Below are 18,961 nucleotides of genomic sequence, written 5' to 3'. Positions count from 1 at the left end.
TGAACGATTTAAGTCATTTTTCAAATTAGTAATAGGTACCATTCAAACTCTCTTGGTCCACCTTCTTACACATCAGCTCAAACTGTCGCAACCTTAAGTTAAATAATGTTAGTGGGTCAAGATACAGTTCAGGATTCGTTTGTAATTGTACTAAAGTTTGGTTAGTTTCTTCAATCATTGTATGTCCTTCTTCAATTGCTTCATTTAAAATCCGAAATGGATGCTTAAAGAACATAATTATATCTCGTGTAAGACCCCGTTCAAATAAATCAAAAGGAACCATAAATTGTTCTGTAACGTTTTCTGCTACTTGTTGGTAATCCTCATGCTCTAACCCTTTTTTGTATAATTTATAAATCATCGATTGATTCATTGGCAGTGAACTAAACAATTTACCAGATGTTTTTAACAGGAGTTGAGTCGGACTATAACGGAGTAGAATATTCATTTCGTCTATATGTACCCCATTAGCCATTCGTTCCATATCTCGAGCCCAATCCTCGAAAATACGAAAATCACAATCTAAATTAAATCGTTCATGCCCATAAATTAAATTAAAGCCATCACGAATTTCATCTAAATAGGTTTGACTCTCTGCAAACTCTTCTTGAACAAGAGTAAGCCATGTTTGAATTGATTTTGAGAATTTGGTCAACACAGTATGTTGAATATGTTGTTGAATTCGATGATTCATTTCTTTATTTAATTCAATATGAATTGTGCGAAAATCACTATCTTCCTTCATTAGTTTTGAACAATCGTGTAACAACTTCGGAATCGTTAACAGTAAATCCTTTTTCATGTCATCCTTTATTGTTTGATATACTGCTTTAATCTTCTCTACTTTTTCTTTTTCCATATCACGCAGCTGATGAACAGCACCATTTAATTTATCCACTGTTTCTTCAAGCCAGGAAATTGATTCTTTTTGCTCTATTTCGACGTCTACCCTTTTCTTAAGCAGTTGTGTAATCAATTGGCGAAGGACAACTAAAAGCCGTTCATGTCGCACTTCTCTCTTGTCCCTGTTAACACATCTTGCTTGGATGAATGATTCTAATTTGCGAGACAGCTCACTGTCAAAAGACGAAGAATATACCAACACGGAGGCTCTTGGGCAATAAGCATGGATTCTTTCTTTAATGTTTTCAATCAATTTGTCTTCTTCAAGTTCCGTGTAGACTGCATCCATCTTATCAAACAAAAAATGGACTGGAGTGTTTGGCGCCTGTTCTTTAAACTTCAAAAGTAAATCTCGCTCATCTCCATTAAATGGGTTATGAGTGTTTAAAACGAAGATAAGACTATCTGCCAAAAGGGTGAAGCTCATTCCCTCTTCTTGATCTACCCCTAGTTTGTTTGATGTATTAATAAGGCACATATTATGCACATTTAAAAAGTTGCACGGTCTGCTTACCTCAAAAAGATGGTCCTGAGGAACTGCCTTAAATTCCTCTATTTCTAAAATACTAATATCTTCTCTTATGTCAGTATCCCTAATTTCCCGAATGTATGTGTTGTCAGCATTTTGATATAATGTTGTTGCCATCATCTCACTGTCAACGGAATCACCTATTAATGATTTTAAGACTTGTGATTTTCCTTCATCAAAATGACCAGCTATAAGTATGTGGTTCATCTTTAGATCATTTATTTTATCAACCATCCATTTTTGTTTACAGCTAATGCTAATGCCTCGGCTTTCTGCCCATGCTATAATCACTTCGAACAGGTTAATGACCTCATCAAAGTTAGTATGGAGTATAGGTGTTTCACTGGCCTTGTTTTTGGCTGCCTCAACAATATCCTGATTAACAGCATGTGTGGGCAAGATTTCGTTCCATGAGAGAATAGCCGTAACAGTGGCTAAGGGTGCATTTGATATCTTGAACCAATTCGATAAAAGCGTAGGAACAATATTAGCAATCTCATGAATGAGGTATGTACCGTTAATTAAATAAGCATACGTATCCTTATATAGGTTAGACAAATCACTCCATGATGCGGAATAATCGATCTCAAATGTTAAGAAAAGGTCATTAAAATGATTAATCCACGAGAAATAGTTCTGACTGTCCTTATATGTTGTCCACAAAGCAACAACAAGTTCTTCAAAGGTGACTTGGTCAACTCTATTAAGTACTTGCAATGTTTTCGAGAAATGACTTGGATCAATCGTGACCGTATAACCTTCCTCAACATAGCCTTTCAATACGTTAAACCACAAAAGATCTTCCGTGCGAATCGATTCATTCACTGCTAATTCAATCGCACTATCCCAATCTCGATATTCCTCGAAAAAAGAACGCGCTACTGAGGTAACCATCGGATAATCGGGGTTTTCCAGTACTGCCCGTTTGATAATTTTTGCTGCAGCATCTAATTGAGATTGCTCTGAATAGAGCGTAAAAAGCTTTATAGCGACTTCAGAGTTGAGACTAGATTGTTTGGACTGAATTGATAAATAAAGCTTCTCGGCTTTTTCTAACTGTCGAAGGTTATAGTACGCATCCCCCATATTTTTCTTCGCCCATGGCTCTAGATCACTGTCAACTTTCTCCCATTTAAAAATCGCTGTTTCATAATCATAAAAGTGGTAATAAATTTCGCCTTGTGCAAAACGGAAAAAAGCAAGTTCCGTCTTATCATTATTGCTATTACTGTTTAATTGATTCGCAAGCACATGTATCGATGACAACTCTTCTTCCTCTGACACAAATTGTGTATGAACCGATTTTTGAATTAAGTCTCTTTCATTTATCATTTTGCAACACTTCCTTAAGTGAATGTATCAATTAAAATTATAGATTTCTACTTACTAGTGTAACAAAATAAACCCCCTTAAACGTTTCACTATGTTTTCAATTTCACTACATAACTATTTAAAATTATGTTTTTTCTAGATAAATAATGTAAATGATCTCTCTATTAACTAGGATTTCTCCCGTACGCTACTCGCCTTACGATGAAAAAACCACTCATCGTCGTGTAGCGACTTCACACATTACTTAAGGGTACGTTCATAAGATTAAAAACCAACCTTCTACTATGCACATTCTGCAAATACACTATTCTAAAATTTATCAAATTACAATATAATATGATTCTAAGGTTATTTTAGTATATAATGGTAGCATCAATCAAAAGGAGTGATATGAATGCGTGTTAAAGTATTAAAGCCTGTATTCGCCGAAACAGCTAGCAATTTAGTAAATGTTACAAGTAAGTATCCAGAAACAATTCTAATTAAGAAACAACATTGGGTTATCGATGCAAAAAGCTTGTTAGGCTTACTCGCACTTTCTCTTCAACCAGATCAAGAGGTTGACATTGAAGTGCAAGATAGTGACAGCACTGAACCATTAGAGGATATTTTAAACACAGGACTTTTTGAAAAAATCTAGCATAATGTAAGCCCTTACTTATTTATAGAAAGTGAGACCTCATAACTTTAATAATCTATGAGGTCTCTTTTTGTGTCATGATCCACATATTCTATACAGCCTGCCACGTTATAATCTTCAAGATTCAATTCAATTTTTAAGCCAAGGGCAAGTTTTGCCAGTTGTAAGCCTAAATATGGCCCTACGGTTAGACCTGATGAGCCCAATCCGTTTGCGACTAACACCTCTTTAAAATTCGGAATAGGTCCAATCACTGGTAGAAAACCTGGTGCTACCGGTCTAAAACCGACTTTCGTCTCTACTACAGTTCCGTTTCCTAAACTAGGCGCAATCGTAAATGCCTTTTCAAAAATTTCGTGAAGTCCTCCAGCCGTCACTCTTGCATCATACCCCATCCCATTTTCATGGGTGGCTCCGACGACAATTCTTCCACCTTCAAATGCGAGTAAATAATGACTAGTTGGTGACATGACAACAGGCCATCTACTAGTATCCGTGTTCGGTAACTCTAAATGTACGATTTGTGCTTTCTGGGGTTCGATTTGAAAATTAATACCAAGCGGTTTTAATAACTCCTTTACCCATGCCCCAGCTGTAACGATAACTTTGTCCGCTAATAAACGTTCACTTCCTTCTTCTAATTCAACCCCTATCACACGGTCTTTTTCGAACAAAAGCTCCGCACTAGCCTTACGTAAAGTCGCTCCGTGCCTTAAAGCCGCACGAATTAACGCCTCACAAAGTTCTTTTCCGTCCACACGTGCTGCTCCCTTTACATGAACAGAGCGATACTCATCCGAAAGAGCTGGAAACAAAGCTTTCGTTTCTTCCTCTGATAACTTTATGATTTCTCCTATTTCTGGTGCATCGATACGACGCTTTTTAGCCCGTTCAATCATGTTATCAAGTTTTTTTTCTTCTCTATGTAAACTTAGGACGCCAATTTTTTCATAACCAGTATTCATTTCCCCTTCTAGTTGTAACTCTTTTATCAGGGTTGGGTAATATTTTGCACCATTCTTTGCAAGAAGGTACCATGCTTGGTTTCTACGTTGTGAAAGCCATGGACAGACAATGCCTGCTGCAGCTTCTGTTGCTTTACCTTTGTCATTTCGGTCAATAATCATTACTTTCGCACCTGATTTTGCAAGGTGGTATGCAGTAGATGCCCCAAGAATGCCTGCACCTACAATAATATATGAACTCACAGTAAACACCTTTCTTTTCTATAAAGATTTTATTAATATTACATACTTTTTGACCGTTTTGTCATCTCTGTAATTATATTGTTAACTGTTTGTTCTTTGTCCTAAAATAATTCATGTTACGATGGGTAAGAATTTGAAACAAGAATTGGAGGTTCATATGAAGAAAAGTATTATCTCAATGGTAAGTGTCGCTGCACTTACAGGTTCTTTATTTTTAGGAACCCAAGCTCAAGCGAAAGAGGTTACGGTTCAAAAAGGGGATACATTGTGGTCCATTGCTCAAGAACACCAAATCTCAGTTAACGACTTACAAGAGTGGAACGATCTTACAGGGTCACTCATTGTACCTCACCAAAACTTAAGAGTATCATTAATAGAACTCTATCGTGTCCAAGCTGGGGACACTTTATATTCAATAGCTCAAGAGTTGGAAAATGCTTCAGTTTCCGATATTCAGGAGTGGAACAATATTGAAAATCCCAACCTTATCCGAATAGATGAGGAATTAATCATCCATACAATGGGACAAGCTAGCTCTTCTCTATCGACACAACCTCCTCTAGAAAGCAATCCATCTGTCGAGGAGGTTCCTACTAGAACAGAGGAAGAGGTAGCAGTTTCTACGAAGGAAGCAGGAGCAGTACATACTTCTCCACAGGAAGTAGCAGAAGCTGGAGAGGTTGCCATGGAAATGACGATGTCTGCATCAGCCTATACAGCTTCTTGTCACGGATGTTCGGGAATTACTGCTACAGGGCTTAACTTAATTGACAATCCTGATAGCAAAGTTATTGCTGTTGATCCGAATGTTATCCCACTTGGTTCTAAAGTCTATGTTGAAGGGTACGGTGAAGCCATTGCCAGCGATACAGGTGGAGCAATTAAGGGTAATAAAATTGATCTATTTGTACCTGAGAGACAAGATGCCCTTAACTGGGGTGTTCGCGACGTTAAGGTAACCGTATATAAGAAGTAATGATTGAAGAGTGTGTCGCCATGACACACTCTTTTTCCTTATTTGCTCACAGCAATTAAGTGAGGTCACCATCCAATACCCATTTTCTAATCGCTTTTGCCACGCCATCCTCAACATTCGAATCTGTTATCCAATCAGCACATTCTTTTACATACGGTTGTGCATTCCCCATTGCTACCCCTATACCTGCAGCTTTTATCATAGCAAGATCATTTAGGCTATCCCCCATCGCCATAACATTTTTCATGGTTATTCCTAAGCGTTTGCATACTTTTTCTAAAGCCGTGGCCTTATTTACCCCCACCGCATTAATTTCTAAATTTGTTGGACTCGAATTTGTTACTTCAAGTGCAGTGTTTTCTTTCAGGACATCCATAACCTGCTTGCGTACGGCATCTTCCTTTATATCGAACCCAAATTTCATCCACTGATGTAGTGAAAAATCAGTAGGAAACTCATCTCTCCAAACATTATCAACTGATGCTGCCCAACAATATGTACGATGTTTTTCTTTTAATTCCCATAATGATTGAATATGCTCGGTATCTAGAAGCATTCGTTCCACTAGTTCTCCGTTTTCATCCCAAATTTCACTACCATTAACTGTTATTAAATAAGAACTTAGCATGAGTGATTTCACCAATTCGTTACAAGTGATTGTCGTTCTTCCAGTACTAATAACTACATGAATCCCCTGTTCTTGTGCCTCTAACAAGGCTTTCCTATTCCCCTCGGAAATTTCGTGGTCATTATTTAAGAGTGTTCCATCCATGTCGATCGCAATCAATTTAATCGGATGTTTTTTTATTGTTTCCAACTTTTATCAACTCCGCTTATCTTCAATAGAAGATGTATCATTTTTTACTTTCTGAGCTCATTATAACATTAGCCCGCTTTAAACTCTTGCATGATAAGAGCCCAGCCAAATTAACTTAGGGACACATACACATGTGAGGTAAAGATTAAAAGGAGGAATTCGTCATGACTTACGCAACCGGAAGCAGCTTTACACTTATCGTTATTCTATTCATTTTACTAGTGATTGTCGGTTCAGCATATACATTTTAATGATAAAAAGGTACCAAAAGGTTCTTATCAAACCCTTTGGCACACCTCTGAAGTTGAAATTAATCAGTCTTCAAATTGCAATTGAAAAGAATCTGGAATATAAGAAGGCTCCTTGCGACCAAGAAGATGTAGCACCATTTTCGAGACTAATACTCCCGGTCCTAGAGCTTGTCCCACACTTATAGTAGGAATGGTTCGTTCTTCTAACCAACTTGAAATTTTCTCTTCGGTTATATAGCTTGGTAATTGCTTGGCATACCCTGAAGCCGGAAACGTTATATTGCTCATTTGTTCCATTGACAAGTCAAATGGCATTCCTACATATTCCTCAAGCGTCATACCGTTAGGGTCAAATGCCAAAACAGTTGTTCCGAACCCAAGAGCTGCTGCTGTGATAATGTATAACCCTTTTGAACGAGCAGCCCGATGAAGCATCACTGCATATGGAAATGCAAAGTAATCAATGGCGTCGATTACATAATCAGCTTCTTCAAGAAATTGGTTTACATTCTCCTCATTAACTCCATCCGTAAAGGTTTGAATATTTAATTCTGGGTTAATCGTGAGCAAATGCTCTTTTAACGCTGTCGCCTTATTCATTCCAATCGTTTGAAATGTGGCGGCACATTGACGATTGATGTTTGACTCATCAAACACATCAGGATCCGCCAAAGTTAAACTACCAATTCCCATACGAGTAAGCAATTCTGCGGAAAATCCGCCAATGCATCCACAACCTGCAATCACAATATGAGATCCTTGCAGCTTGTCTATATCTTTTTCCGACATGATCCCTAGATTACGTGTAAATTGTTCTTTTATCATGATTCAACGACTCCTGCCATTATTGATGTTTGTGGTGTGATTAGGTATTCGTATAATGGATATCTCTTATCTTTTAACGTTAATAAACTTTCATTAATATCGAGTAAGCAAGGGACGCTTGTTGACCCTAAATAAACCTTGGGTTCGCCAATTACTCGGAAAGGAAACTTAAACATTCTTTTAAAATAATTATAAACCCGTTGGTCAATGCAACAAATCCAATATTTCACATTCGAATCTTGTGAATAATGAATGATAGTACGGATCATTCCCAGTCCAACATCATGTTGTGGCATTTTTGTAAACGCACTTACCTCAGCTATTTGATTTTTATCTAGCTTGAGTATCTTGCTCATCTCAATATCAAAAATTGAAAAGTTTGCTATTGTTGGTAGTTTATCAACTTCCGTCATAATTAGTCTAGTAACACCAACTACTTTATCTAACTCGGGCGTTTCAGCAATGAAATATGTCGAATCTTGTACATATGGATCAACCTCATTATTTTTAAAAAATCCAACTTCCTCATATCTCTTATAATGTAGTGTAATTGCTTCATTCCTAACCTCCCCCTCGGCTTTACTATAAAAATACTGTTCAACTTTTTGCAATTGTAACCTCTCCTTTTAATATAGTAGTGTTTCACTTTTACTATAATGAAGAAAGGAAAATTTTACTAGTAACTTAAAATAAAATGTTGAATACTGTCAAACGTTGATAGAATATGATATTATTTTGTTAAATATAATTAAAATATTTAATTAATAGAGAAGGCGACTTGAATGAATGAAAAGAAAAAACTTTTATCAGCTTATGTCATAAAACATCAGAATAAATTAGCCCAAAATATTTTTAATATTATCATTTTATATTTGTCAATTAGTTTGATTTGGAATGTTATTTTTCTCCATTTCCAATTACCCTTTTCAAGAGCAGACATCCCTTATTTGGCAGGTTGTTTACTTGTCATTTTAACTTTGAGAAATTATTTCAAGTATATTCCCTCACGCCTACAACCACATGTGTTAATCAGTTATTCAATTTTATTAATTACCTGCTTATATTTCACTTCTGGGTATGGAGAATCGTGGAGTTACTTCCTCTTAGTGCCATTAATTGTCTCTTTATTTTGTAATCGTAAACTTCTAATTAGCTATTCTTTAATTGGGTTAATTGTCTTTTTTACAATCTCATTTCTTTTTCCTAGTATTTTATATCCAGTGGACGGTGTTGATATTTCCAATCGGATTCTCTTATATATTATCGTGACAAGCTTTAGTTATGTTTTGTTTAATAAGTTAATTGAACTTTATAATCAACAAGTAAATATTGTCGTTGAATCTTTAGAAACCACCCTTGAACAAACGGTGAAAAGCTTTGTTATTTCAATTGAAGCAAAAGACCAGTATACCTTCGGGCATAGTGAACGTGTAAGTACCTATTCAGTGGAAATTGGAAGAAGTCTTAAAGAATATCACGAAAAACATAACCTAAATCGATTAAAACTTAGTGGGTTGGTTCACGATATTGGAAAAATTAATATCCCTGAAAACATCCTAACAACACCTGATAAATTAACAGACGAAGAATTTGAAATCATCAAGACCCATCCAATTGTTGGTGCTCGAATGGTTGAACGAGTTACAGGTTTAGAATTTTTAACACATGGTGTTCTTTATCACCATGAAAGATGGGATGGTGAGGGATATCCTAGAGGGCTTAAAGGAGAAGACATTCCTTTAGATGCTCGTGTTCTAGCAATTGCAGATGCATTTGATGCAATGACTTCAAATCGAGCTTACAGGGATGCGTTATCGTTTGAAGAAGCAATTAATTTGATAAAGGAGGGTAGTGGCACTCAATTTGACCCCAATCTGATTCAGTACTTAGACACGTTCAAACCTAGATTAAAAAAAGTTTATGATTTGTCCAATAGTTCATTAGAAGAATTTGAACGAGTAACCGATTTCTTATAACCCCTTATCTTTTAATAAAGCTAGGTGGCTATTCTAGGCAGCTGCATACATATAAGCGATTGTTTTTTTGAGGTTCCTTGACAGTACAGTATGACGACCCTAGACAGTTTTATCTTGAAGAAAAGACAGAGACTTTGGGTCTCTGTCTTTTCTCATCTTTATAGTTCAAAGTCAACGCCGATGCTATCAACGCGCCCCACTTCTTTAATAAATGCTGCAACTGCTTGATGGTCTGTATTTAGAACGTATACATCCAATGCGGCCTGATCCTCAAAACGTACACTTAAAACCACTTGATAATCCTTACTTTTTTCTTGCAGGTTTAAACCAGCATGAATCTCGACAATGCCAACCAATTGATTCTTTAATGCCTTAAAACGATCGATTACTTCTTGTAGCTGTTCTGATGAAGTTTCTTCTGAGAATTTAATTAATACCGTACGATGTATCATATGTTACCCCTCTTCTGTGCTCATTTATCAATTACCTGCTTATTTTATCGAACACGAGAGGGCATTTCAATGAATTTATCTTTTTTTGGAAACATCGACAAATGTTCTGTCAGTTCTAAATTAAAAGATTTACTTCTCTGCTGTTAATATAAGTGGAACAATATTTGAACGGTATATTGACATTAAATCTTCATGTTCAACAATCGTATCATAAATCTCAGGACCAAGTTCCGGTGATGGATTAAAGTCATATTCACTATTTGTTTGTAACTTATCAACGTGAAACGGCTGAACCTTTATATTTAAAAAACCGTTTGCTTTAAGATCTTCCACCCACTCGCTTCTTGTTCGTATGTTCTTAATTCCATAGAAGTGTTCCATTTTCTTAAGTTCCGTTTCATCTAATGTTTCATCATGAGACATCTCAATTGCAATGAATTTCCCACCCTGCTTTAATACCCGGTAGTATTCTGCTAATGATTTGGATATGTTAGTAAAAGCTGTAACTGATTCAGAAAGGACGAAGTCAAATATTTCTTCTTGATAAGACAAGCTTTCTGCAATTTCATAAGTCGCATGAACAGGTACATCCGCCAATTGAAAACGTTGATTAGCTTTCTTAATCATTAGTAAATGCTTGTCACATGCTGTAACACGGCAATTAAAATGAGTATACAAATACACGGAAGTCAATCCTGTTCCACAGCCAACATCAAGGATTTCCGTTTGCGCATGAATAGTTTGACTTTCTAACAATTCTTTTGACAAAGATAGCCCCCCGGGATGGGAACCGCCTACTCCTAGCTTTGCTAACGCATCAATATACATTGCCTTGTCCCCCTATCTCAGATTACTATCCTATAGTCTATGAATGTAGCTTGTGTAACGTGTTCATTTATTTCAAATTTATTTGACTACACGAACGCCTCTTTTTATAGTACAGTAATACTTAAAAGAAGAATCTGAAAGGAATGTTAAGCATGACTTACAAAATGATTGTTATTGATATGGATGATACTCTTTTACGTGATGACCATACAATTTCCGCCCGCACAACCAAAGCATTAATGGAGGCACAAGAAAAAGGAGTGAAAGTCGTCCTAGCCTCAGGAAGACCTACTTACGCAATGAATGACTATGCAAATAAACTGCAGCTTGCGGATTATGGGAGTTATATCCTGTCTTTTAACGGGGCAAAGATTATTAACTATAAAACCAAAGAAGAAGTATTCAGTAGCTCCCTACCACCTGAAACCGTTCATCGTCTAATTGAATTGAGTCAAAGAGAGAATGTTTGGATTCATACATATATTGGTGACACAATTGTGACAGGCGAGGCTAATGAATTTACGGATATTGAAGGCCACATAACCGGTTTACCGGTTCACGTAGTTCCTAGTTTAAAAGAAGCTATTACAGAACCAGTCGTGAAGGTTCTTATGGTTAAGGAAGCTGAAGTGCTTATTAAAGTTGAGGAAAAGCTTCAAGAGGAATTAAAAGGACAGTTTAGTATCATGCGCTCGAAACCATACTTTTTAGAATTTTTAGAAACAGGGATATCAAAAGGAACTAGCTTAAACCACGTTATTAAGAAACTTGGAATTTCTAAGGAAGAAGTTATTGCCGTGGGCGATAGTTATAACGACCTAGACATGATCGAATTTGCGGGCTTGGGAGTAGCTATGGGAAATGCGCCTGATGATATTAAAGAAAAAGCAGATTATGTAACGGACACGAATATGAATGATGGTGTGGCAAAAATCATTGAGAAGTTTGTGTTAGTAGAAGAAGCGCTTGTGGAATAGCTTTTGATAATAAAGAGGAAATCAAAAGGTGTGTGATAACCTTTTGATTTCCTCTTTCCTTTATGCTGCGTCGTTTATATCATCATCTAATTCAAAATCAGTTTCATCACGATTCAGCTTTACTTTATACGCGAATAAACCAAGAATCATACTTGTTCCAATCATAGCTACAATATATGAAACAGGCATCGATAAGCCGAAACCGATAGGCGCATTAAAGATAAATGTTAATGTCACCATGGTCATAAAAGTGGCAGGTATTGTTGCTACCCAGTGGAATTTCTTTTGTATGGCTAAATACATCGCTCCAACAAAAAGGGCCACCGCACTAAGCGCTGCATTCGAGACCCCAAAGTATCTCCAAAGTATTGTGAAATCCATATTGGTAAGAACAAATGAAACCACGAACAAAGGAAGAGCAATCCATAAGCGGCTCATTACTTTTAATTGGGAGATATTTATATATTCTGCGATAATCATACGAGCCGAACGGAAGGCTGTGTCGCCAGAAGTAATCGGTAATACGATAACTCCTAGGACTGCTAAGGTACCCCCAATTGCTCCAAGTAACGTATAGGCCACTTCGCTTACAACTAAGCCCGCCCCACCTGTTGTAATTAATTCATTTAAATCTGTACCAAAAAATAGACTCATTGCCGCTGCAGCCCAAATCATTGCGATAATTCCTTCTACAATCATCATTCCATAAAAAACTTTTCTTCCATTTTGTTCATTTTGCAACGTCCTCGAAATGATTGGTGATTGCGTTGCATGAAAGCCAGAAATCGCCCCGCACGCAATTGTTATCATTAAGACTGGGAAGACCGCTGTTCCAGCTGGATGCATATTTTGGAGGGTTAATTCAGGAATTGGAGCTCCAGTAATGATAAGCATGCTACCAATACCAACAGCGCTAATCAATAATAGTGCCCCTAAAATCGGATAAATTTTACCAATAATCTTGTCGACTGGAAGGAGTGTAGCAAAAATGTAATAGATGAAAATAGCTCCTGTAATGACACCTAAAGCAATCCATCCATTCATTAAATTGAAAAGCAATCCTGCTGGTGCAGTAACGAACACTGTACCCACAAGTAGTAAGAGTAATACAGCCACTAAGTTAACAAAATGTTTCATCGTCTTTCCGAGAAATTTCCCAGCAAGCTGTGGTAAATGAGCTCCTTTATTTCGGATTGAAATCATTCCTGTTAAATAATCATGAACAGCACCAGCAAAGATACATCCGACAACAATCCAAATAAATGCGACCGGACCATAAAGCGCTCCCATGATTGGACCGAAAATAGGCCCCACTCCCGCAATGTTTAAGAGTTGAATTAAGGAATTTCGATTCGTCCCCATTGGGATATAGTCAACACCATCCTTCAATCGAAATGCAGGAGTAGGTCGTGACTCTTTAATAACGAACATTTTTTCAATAACCTTACCATACGTGAAATAACCGATAATTAAGAGAGCAATTGATACTAAGAATGTAATCATAAAACACACCCCTTCCTCTATTGAATACGCTTTCATTATAGCGTCAAGTTTCAATAAATAGGTCGATTAGGTATAACATGTTAGAAAATGTACTTAACATGTTTATTTGGTGGTCTAAGATGCACTATAATTCTAATTTTTGTCTCAGTGCTTTCACATAATTTCTGCTTACAGGAATTTCTTCCATCCTTCCAACAATTTTTAGTTGAAAAGCACCATTAAACCATGGTATCAGCTGTTCAATTTTGTTAAGGTTAACTAGATAGCTTTTATGCGTGCGAAAAAAAGGATACCCTTTAAGCTTTTCCTCTATTTCTTTTATTGCTATTCTCGCGCTATACATACATTCTTTAGTACAGATGAAAGTTTCCCTATCCTCCCGAAATAAATACAGGATGTCCTCAGGGGAAATGTATACAATTCTCCCATCCTCCTCTACTGCTAGTTTAGCAATTTTCACTGAATTTTCTTGTCGTGAATGTCCACTGCGCATCCTTTCCTTTACCAACTGTATTGTCTCCTCAATCGCTTCTTCACTAAATGGTTTCAGAATATAATCTAATGCCTGGACTCTAAAAGCTTTAACAGCATAATCTGGGTAGGCAGTAGCAAAAATAATGAACGGCACCTTCTTCATACTCTGTAAAGCCTTCGCTAATTCCAACCCTGACATTTGTGGCATTTCAATATCGATAAAAGCAAGGTCAGGCTCGTTACGGATGATGATTTCTAAGCCTTTCCCCCCCGAATCTGCTTCTCCAATAATTTTGATGTCTTTATGTTTTTCTAATAAAAAAGTTAACTCATCTCGACTATAAAGCTCATCATCTATTACAACTGTGGTTATCGGTTGCATATAACTCTTCTCCTCCTACTACTTTATAGACGGTATGGAAAACGATACGGTTGTCCCTACACCTTTTTCACTATCTATATTAAGCGATCTTTTTTCACCATACATCATTTCAAGTCTCCTGTTAATATTGTATAATCCGATACCTGTCCCTGTATCTGAAGCAACTTGGTTAGTTCCAAGCTCTAAAATTCTTTCATGTTCAATTCCTAAACCATTATCAGCAATCAAGATTTCTACATACTTTCGCTTCTTTATTATTGCAATATGTATATAACTATCGCTTTTTAGCTGCTTCATGCCATGTTTAATCGCATTTTCTACAAGAGGCTGAAGCGTCATAGGTGGTAGTTTTAAAGGAAGTAACTCTTTATCAACGTCATAGTGAACGGTCAATTTATCAGAAAATCTGGTTTGTTCAATTTCCAAATATGCTTGAACATGCTTCAGCTCTTCTTCAATTGTCGTTTCAGTCGCTGTCGTCCCACTGAGATTCTGTCTAAAAAAGTGAGAAAGTGAGATTAATAGTTTTCTAGCTTTCTTTGGATCTGTTCTGACAAGAGCAACAATTGTATTTAAAGCATTGAAGAGGAAATGAGGACTGACTTGAGCTTGTAACGCTTTAATTTCTGCTTGTTTGGCTAATTCAAGATGTCGGTCAACTTCTGATAGTTCGAGTTGATGACTAAGTAACGTCGAAAGGCCTCGACTAATCTCTATCACTGTAGGTGTGATTTCCTCCTCTGCACCGAAATAAAACTTAAGCGTCCCAATTGTCTCCTCCTTTATCTTCAATGGAGCAATAATCGCTGCCTTCAATGTACAATTTTCTGCACCACAATGAATATCCTTTTGGCCAGTCATTTTTAATTTACCTTCTTTTAATACTCGTTTTGTCGCTTCAGTTCTGATTTTTTCATTAACCAGATGGTGGTCAGCACCAACACCTACAAAAGCCAAAATTTTCTCTTTGTTCGTAATAGAAACGGCATCAACATTAACTTCTTTTAAAAGTATTTTACATGTCGGTAACGCAGATTGCTCTGTTAAGCCTTTACGCATATCCTTTAATGTGAAGTCAGCTAAACGCAAGGCTTTTTCCGCTTGGATTGACCCCATCTTCTCTTCTTCTTGAATAACATTCCTAATAATCAAGATGAAAATAGCTGCACCTATTCCATTGGCTACAATCATTGGTAGACCAATTTCTCCAACTAACATAAGAGCCTGATTGTATGGCCGCGCAACAAGTAAAATCACTCCCATTTGTAATGCTTCCGCTAACATACCTACAATTAAAGCAGTTTGCAATGAAATAATTCGGTTATTTTTGTTGCGTTTATAGAAATAACCAGCAAGGGATCCAGCAATAATTGTCGAAAATCCACAGGCAAAGCCTGTGAAACCTCCTAAGAGATAACGATGAACACCGGCTACTAAACCGGCCCCTACACCAACCTTCCAGCCTCCTAATAAACCAGCGACAACAATACCAATCACTCTTGAATTTGCGATAGCTTCCCCCTCACCTAAATCAATCGCCCAGCTTGTGTACGTTCCTTGTTCAGGATTCACTGTTAATCCTGTATATGTTCCTATAATTCCAAATAGGCCAAACATAAGAATAACACTTACTTTATGAAATTTAGAAATTCTTCGTTTTTCAATCAGATGCCTAATAAACTTAAATCGTGTCATGACAAATGCTACGGTAACAATAATGCCAAGGCGTTCTAGCATAACAAATATTAATTCCCACATATTAGACATCTCCTTACACAAATATGATATGACCCTTTTCATACCATACCATGAGAGCCCCAAACAGCCTAGAACAATACTTTTTTCACGCAAAAAAACTTCCGCTTCTGACGTAGGATACATGTCCGTTTCAATCTATTGTTTGGTCACATATGATGCCTCATAGCCACTATAAAGGAGGAAGAGTAATGTCCTTACATTATTACAGTCTTTGTCAAAAATATCACGGAAAAACAGTGGAAATTACGACCGTTGATGGTCAAGTCCACAGGGGAGTTATTCGTCATGTAAATAAAAAAGAGGTTTATATTGAGCCAATTGGTCAACGCTTCGGTGGTTTTAGTTATGGCTATGGTTGGGGCGGTTATTATCGTCCAGGCTTCGGTTTTGGGATTGCATTAGGCGCTATTGCTACACTTGCATTACTGCCTTTCTTTTTTTGGTAGAATTGGTAAATTACAAAATGGGTGTCCAAACGGATTGATTAACCTCCGCTTAGACACCCATTTTCATTTAATAGGATTTGTATTGTGAAATACATTGCTGATAGCAATTGTAAAAGACCATTATAATAACCCTGTTTTATTGACCTGTCTGGATATCAATGACCGTCCTATTCTCAGATAAGGCTGTAATAGTAAATCCGTGTTTCAAATTTAACGCTATTAATATTTATAGGATATTATTATAACACCTCCACCTAATTCAATTTATGAGTATCCCTCAAATGTGGAGGTGCTTTTTTGATAAGATGCTGAAGAAGAAACATAAGAACGAATACATCGTCAACCAACCCTGCTAACGGAATATAATCATAGATAAGGTCGAACGGTAATATGAGATATGTGAAGAATATTAGAATATAGATTATCTTTTGACGAAACAACACTTCTTTTGATAAGAAATAATCAATTAAAAAAGGGAAAAATCGTTTTATTTTAAAAATAAGAAAGATTCGACTTAACATACGCTTCATTTCAATTCTCCTATTCTCCTATTAAATTATTCGGCTGGAGATAGTACCCCTACTCGCAAATACGAACTAAATTCAGGTTCCATAACTGGGCGACTAAAGAGAAATCCCTGAATAAATGGACACTCGAGTTCTAAAAGGAATTGTAATTGATCCATTGTCTCAACGCCTTCAGCAATAACAATCATATCAATACCCTTTGCCAAAGAGATTAAGTTCTTTATAATTTCCTTGTTTCGATTTTCTTTGAAAAGACCTGCAATAAATGATTTATCTATTTTCAAAAAACTAATATCATAGTTTGTTAATGAGGTTAACGAAGAATATCCTGTCCCAAAATCATCCAATGCAAAGCGAATCCCATACTCCATTAACTCCTTGATTACTGCTTGTGTTTGCATTTCATTTAATAAAATAGATCGTTCTGTTATCTCAATAATAACAAACTCAGGATTTACATTATAATGATTAATAATATTTTTAATATCCTGAGCGATTCCAGGAATGAGTAATCGTCTTGGTGAGAGATTGATGGATATTGGGACAATATCTATTCCCTCGGATTGCCATTTATTTATATCTGCACAAACCTTGTGAATAACCCAATCTCCAATTCCGCCAATTAATCCACACTCTTCTGCAACTGGAATAAACTGCATTGGTGAAATAATACCCTTTTTTGGATGATTCCAACGAATTAATGCTTCAGCACCTTTAACAATACCCGTTGTTGACTCCACTTCTGGCTGATATTCCAAAAAAAACTCTTTCCCCTTTAACGCTTTTTTTAGCTCTGTTTCAGTCGTAAAGAAGTGATGTAACTTATTATCCATGGCAGATGAGTAAAATTGGTAATGACCTTTTCCATTTTCTTTCGCTCTAAATAACGCAATATCCGACTTTTTCAACAATTCCTGTAAGTTCTTTCCGTCATATGGAAAAATACATATACCAATGCTTGCGGTAATTGAAAGTTCTTGATTATCAATTAGAAATGGTTCTTCAACCTGAATTGACAACTGACGTGCTATCTCTTCTGAAGTCTGTTCGGGGTTTTTAACTACTAATACGAATTCATCTCCCGCTAGTCGTGCTAAGAAGTAGTTAGGGTTCAATTTAGCTCTTAGTCGCCTTGCGAGCTCCCGAAGAATCCTATCCCCCACTTCATGACCGAGAAAATCATTAATATATTTAAATCTATCTAAATCAAAGTAATATAGAATAAATTCTTTATGTTCTATCGCTGACTTGGTAATTATCTCATTCATTTTCTTCATAAAATGACGTCGGTTTGGTAACCCTGTTAAAGCATCATGGTTTGCAATATAGTTCAAATTAATACTCGATTCTACTGATTGTGAAATGTCACTAATGATTCCAACCATTTTCATAGGCTGATATTCATTGTCATAAATAATGACTGTTTGACCGTGAACCCATTTTATCGTTCCATACTTGTCTATTAAACGATACTGATAAGCTATATTTCCAACCCTCATTAATTCCTCGTAACTCGCATCTATCATGTTAATGTCACTAGGATGTATACTTTGTTTCCAAAGGTTTATATCTCCAATAATTTCATCTGTGGAATATCCCATAATATCAGCTAAACCATTAGAACAGTAGGCCATTTGATTCTTTTTTATATCTAATGTCCAAATCCCCACACTTAGATGGTTAGTAATAACTTTAATAATTTCATCTGTATTTTTCAACTTATTATCCAATTCTTTAAATGGTGTTACATCTTGAATCGTACCAATCACACGGATAATTTCTCCATTTTCATTTAGAATGATTTCGTTTTTGTGAATAAGGTTTCGAATTTTACCATCTGAACGAATAATTTTATACTCCACTGTACAATTTTCCTTATTCACTAGTCCACTTTGTAATAGTCTAGAAACTCTTTCTCTATCACTATGATGAATTATCTTTAACAGACCATTAAAATCAGGAGCCGGGATTAGTGGATCTAATTGAAAAATCGCGTAAATTTCTTCAGACCAATATGTACATAGTGTAACGGGATTATATTCAAATAGTCCTAATAAATTTTGGTCTTGTACCCTACTTGTTTGAAAAATGTTTTGTAGTGGGTTGCTCATATTATCACCTTTTAAAAAAGTATTTTCCCTATATTTTTAAACAAAT

Annotated in this window: 18 protein-coding genes; 6 read left to right on the top strand and 12 right to left on the bottom strand. The window is 36.4% G+C overall.

The window, feature by feature from the left end:
• Positions 1 to 25: 25 nt before the first annotated feature.
• Complete coding sequence (locus CEF19_RS18230) at positions 26 to 2,764, bottom strand: tetratricopeptide repeat protein (RefSeq protein ID WP_100407386.1); 2,739 nt, start codon at positions 2,762 to 2,764, stop codon at positions 26 to 28.
• Positions 2,765 to 3,158: 394 nt separating this feature from the next.
• On the opposite strand from CEF19_RS18230, the gene CEF19_RS18225 reads away from it, so the two are divergent.
• On the top strand, positions 3,159 to 3,404 hold the full coding sequence (locus CEF19_RS18225; RefSeq protein WP_100407385.1) for an HPr family phosphocarrier protein: 246 nt from the start codon (positions 3,159 to 3,161) through the stop codon (positions 3,402 to 3,404).
• Positions 3,405 to 3,451: 47 nt separating this feature from the next.
• On the opposite strand, the gene CEF19_RS18220 is transcribed toward CEF19_RS18225, so the two are convergent.
• Positions 3,452 to 4,612, bottom strand: coding sequence for an NAD(P)/FAD-dependent oxidoreductase (locus tag CEF19_RS18220; RefSeq protein WP_100407384.1), 1,161 nt, complete (start codon positions 4,610 to 4,612; stop codon positions 3,452 to 3,454).
• A 157-nt stretch (positions 4,613 to 4,769) separates the two neighbouring features.
• On the opposite strand from CEF19_RS18220, the gene CEF19_RS18215 reads away from it, so the two are divergent.
• On the top strand, positions 4,770 to 5,588 hold the full coding sequence (locus CEF19_RS18215) for a LysM peptidoglycan-binding and 3D domain-containing protein (RefSeq protein WP_100407383.1): 819 nt from the start codon (positions 4,770 to 4,772) through the stop codon (positions 5,586 to 5,588).
• A gap of 55 nt (positions 5,589 to 5,643) precedes the next feature.
• On the opposite strand, the gene CEF19_RS18210 is transcribed toward CEF19_RS18215, so the two are convergent.
• Positions 5,644 to 6,405 carry a Cof-type HAD-IIB family hydrolase gene (locus CEF19_RS18210; protein ID WP_100407382.1) on the bottom strand — a complete coding sequence of 254 codons (762 nt, stop codon included), beginning with the start codon at positions 6,403 to 6,405 and terminating at the stop codon, positions 5,644 to 5,646.
• Positions 6,406 to 6,569: 164 nt separating this feature from the next.
• On the opposite strand from CEF19_RS18210, the gene CEF19_RS18205 reads away from it, so the two are divergent.
• On the top strand, positions 6,570 to 6,656 hold the full coding sequence (locus CEF19_RS18205) for a YjcZ family sporulation protein (RefSeq protein ID WP_100407381.1): 87 nt from the start codon (positions 6,570 to 6,572) through the stop codon (positions 6,654 to 6,656).
• A gap of 63 nt (positions 6,657 to 6,719) precedes the next feature.
• On the opposite strand, the gene CEF19_RS18200 is transcribed toward CEF19_RS18205, so the two are convergent.
• Positions 6,720 to 7,481 carry a ThiF family adenylyltransferase gene (locus CEF19_RS18200; protein WP_100407380.1) on the bottom strand — a complete coding sequence of 254 codons (762 nt, stop codon included), beginning with the start codon at positions 7,479 to 7,481 and terminating at the stop codon, positions 6,720 to 6,722.
• Positions 7,478 to 8,092 carry an N-acyl amino acid synthase FeeM domain-containing protein gene (locus tag CEF19_RS18195; protein WP_100407379.1) on the bottom strand — a complete coding sequence of 205 codons (615 nt, stop codon included), beginning with the start codon at positions 8,090 to 8,092 and terminating at the stop codon, positions 7,478 to 7,480. The genes CEF19_RS18200 and CEF19_RS18195 overlap by 4 nt, the downstream gene beginning before the upstream one ends.
• A 171-nt stretch (positions 8,093 to 8,263) precedes the next feature.
• On the opposite strand from CEF19_RS18195, the gene CEF19_RS18190 reads away from it, so the two are divergent.
• The gene (locus tag CEF19_RS18190; RefSeq protein ID WP_100407378.1) at positions 8,264 to 9,457 is read left to right on the top strand and encodes an HD-GYP domain-containing protein; all 1,194 of its coding nucleotides are present in this window, start codon (positions 8,264 to 8,266) and stop codon (positions 9,455 to 9,457) included.
• 158 nt (positions 9,458 to 9,615) lie between these two features.
• Here the strand turns inward: CEF19_RS18190 and CEF19_RS18185 are convergent, their stop codons facing one another.
• Positions 9,616 to 9,909, bottom strand: coding sequence for a Dabb family protein (locus CEF19_RS18185; RefSeq protein ID WP_100407377.1), 294 nt, complete (start codon positions 9,907 to 9,909; stop codon positions 9,616 to 9,618).
• A gap of 129 nt (positions 9,910 to 10,038) precedes the next feature.
• Positions 10,039 to 10,737 (bottom strand): class I SAM-dependent methyltransferase, encoded by a 699-nt coding sequence (locus tag CEF19_RS18180; protein WP_100407376.1) that lies wholly within the window; start codon positions 10,735 to 10,737, stop codon positions 10,039 to 10,041.
• A gap of 152 nt (positions 10,738 to 10,889) precedes the next feature.
• On the opposite strand from CEF19_RS18180, the gene CEF19_RS18175 reads away from it, so the two are divergent.
• Entirely contained in the window at positions 10,890 to 11,714 is an 825-nt protein-coding gene (locus CEF19_RS18175) for a Cof-type HAD-IIB family hydrolase (protein WP_100407375.1), read from the top strand.
• 60 nt (positions 11,715 to 11,774) lie between these two features.
• Here CEF19_RS18175 and CEF19_RS18170 read toward each other — a convergent pair whose 3' ends face one another.
• The 3 genes from CEF19_RS18170 to CEF19_RS18160 form a co-directional block, all read right to left on the bottom strand.
• Positions 11,775 to 13,217, bottom strand: coding sequence for a carbon starvation CstA family protein (locus CEF19_RS18170; protein ID WP_100407374.1), 1,443 nt, complete (start codon positions 13,215 to 13,217; stop codon positions 11,775 to 11,777).
• Between the two features lie 124 nt (positions 13,218 to 13,341).
• On the bottom strand, positions 13,342 to 14,073 hold the full coding sequence (locus CEF19_RS18165) for a LytR/AlgR family response regulator transcription factor (protein ID WP_100407373.1): 732 nt from the start codon (positions 14,071 to 14,073) through the stop codon (positions 13,342 to 13,344).
• Positions 14,074 to 14,091: 18 nt separating this feature from the next.
• The gene (locus tag CEF19_RS18160) at positions 14,092 to 15,831 is read right to left on the bottom strand and encodes a sensor histidine kinase (RefSeq protein ID WP_100407372.1); all 1,740 of its coding nucleotides are present in this window, start codon (positions 15,829 to 15,831) and stop codon (positions 14,092 to 14,094) included.
• Positions 15,832 to 16,019: 188 nt separating this feature from the next.
• Here CEF19_RS18160 and CEF19_RS18155 point away from each other — a divergent pair, with 188 nt between their 5' ends.
• Entirely contained in the window at positions 16,020 to 16,277 is a 258-nt protein-coding gene (locus tag CEF19_RS18155; RefSeq protein WP_100407371.1) for a hypothetical protein, read from the top strand.
• Positions 16,278 to 16,531: 254 nt separating this feature from the next.
• Here the strand turns inward: CEF19_RS18155 and CEF19_RS18150 are convergent, their stop codons facing one another.
• Both CEF19_RS18150 and CEF19_RS18145 read right to left on the bottom strand, forming a co-directional pair.
• Entirely contained in the window at positions 16,532 to 16,807 is a 276-nt protein-coding gene (locus CEF19_RS18150; RefSeq protein ID WP_100407370.1) for a YkvA family protein, read from the bottom strand.
• Between the two features lie 26 nt (positions 16,808 to 16,833).
• A complete protein-coding gene (locus CEF19_RS18145) occupies positions 16,834 to 18,915 on the bottom strand; it encodes a sensor domain-containing protein (protein ID WP_100407369.1) in 2,082 nt (693 codons plus the stop codon).
• Positions 18,916 to 18,961: the final 46 nt, after the last annotated feature.

This window comes from Bacillus solitudinis (assembly GCF_002797395.1).
Lineage (GTDB): Bacteria > Bacillota > Bacilli > Bacillales > Bacillaceae_D > Halalkalibacter_A > Halalkalibacter_A solitudinis.
This window is presented reverse-complemented; position numbering and strand designations above follow the sequence as displayed.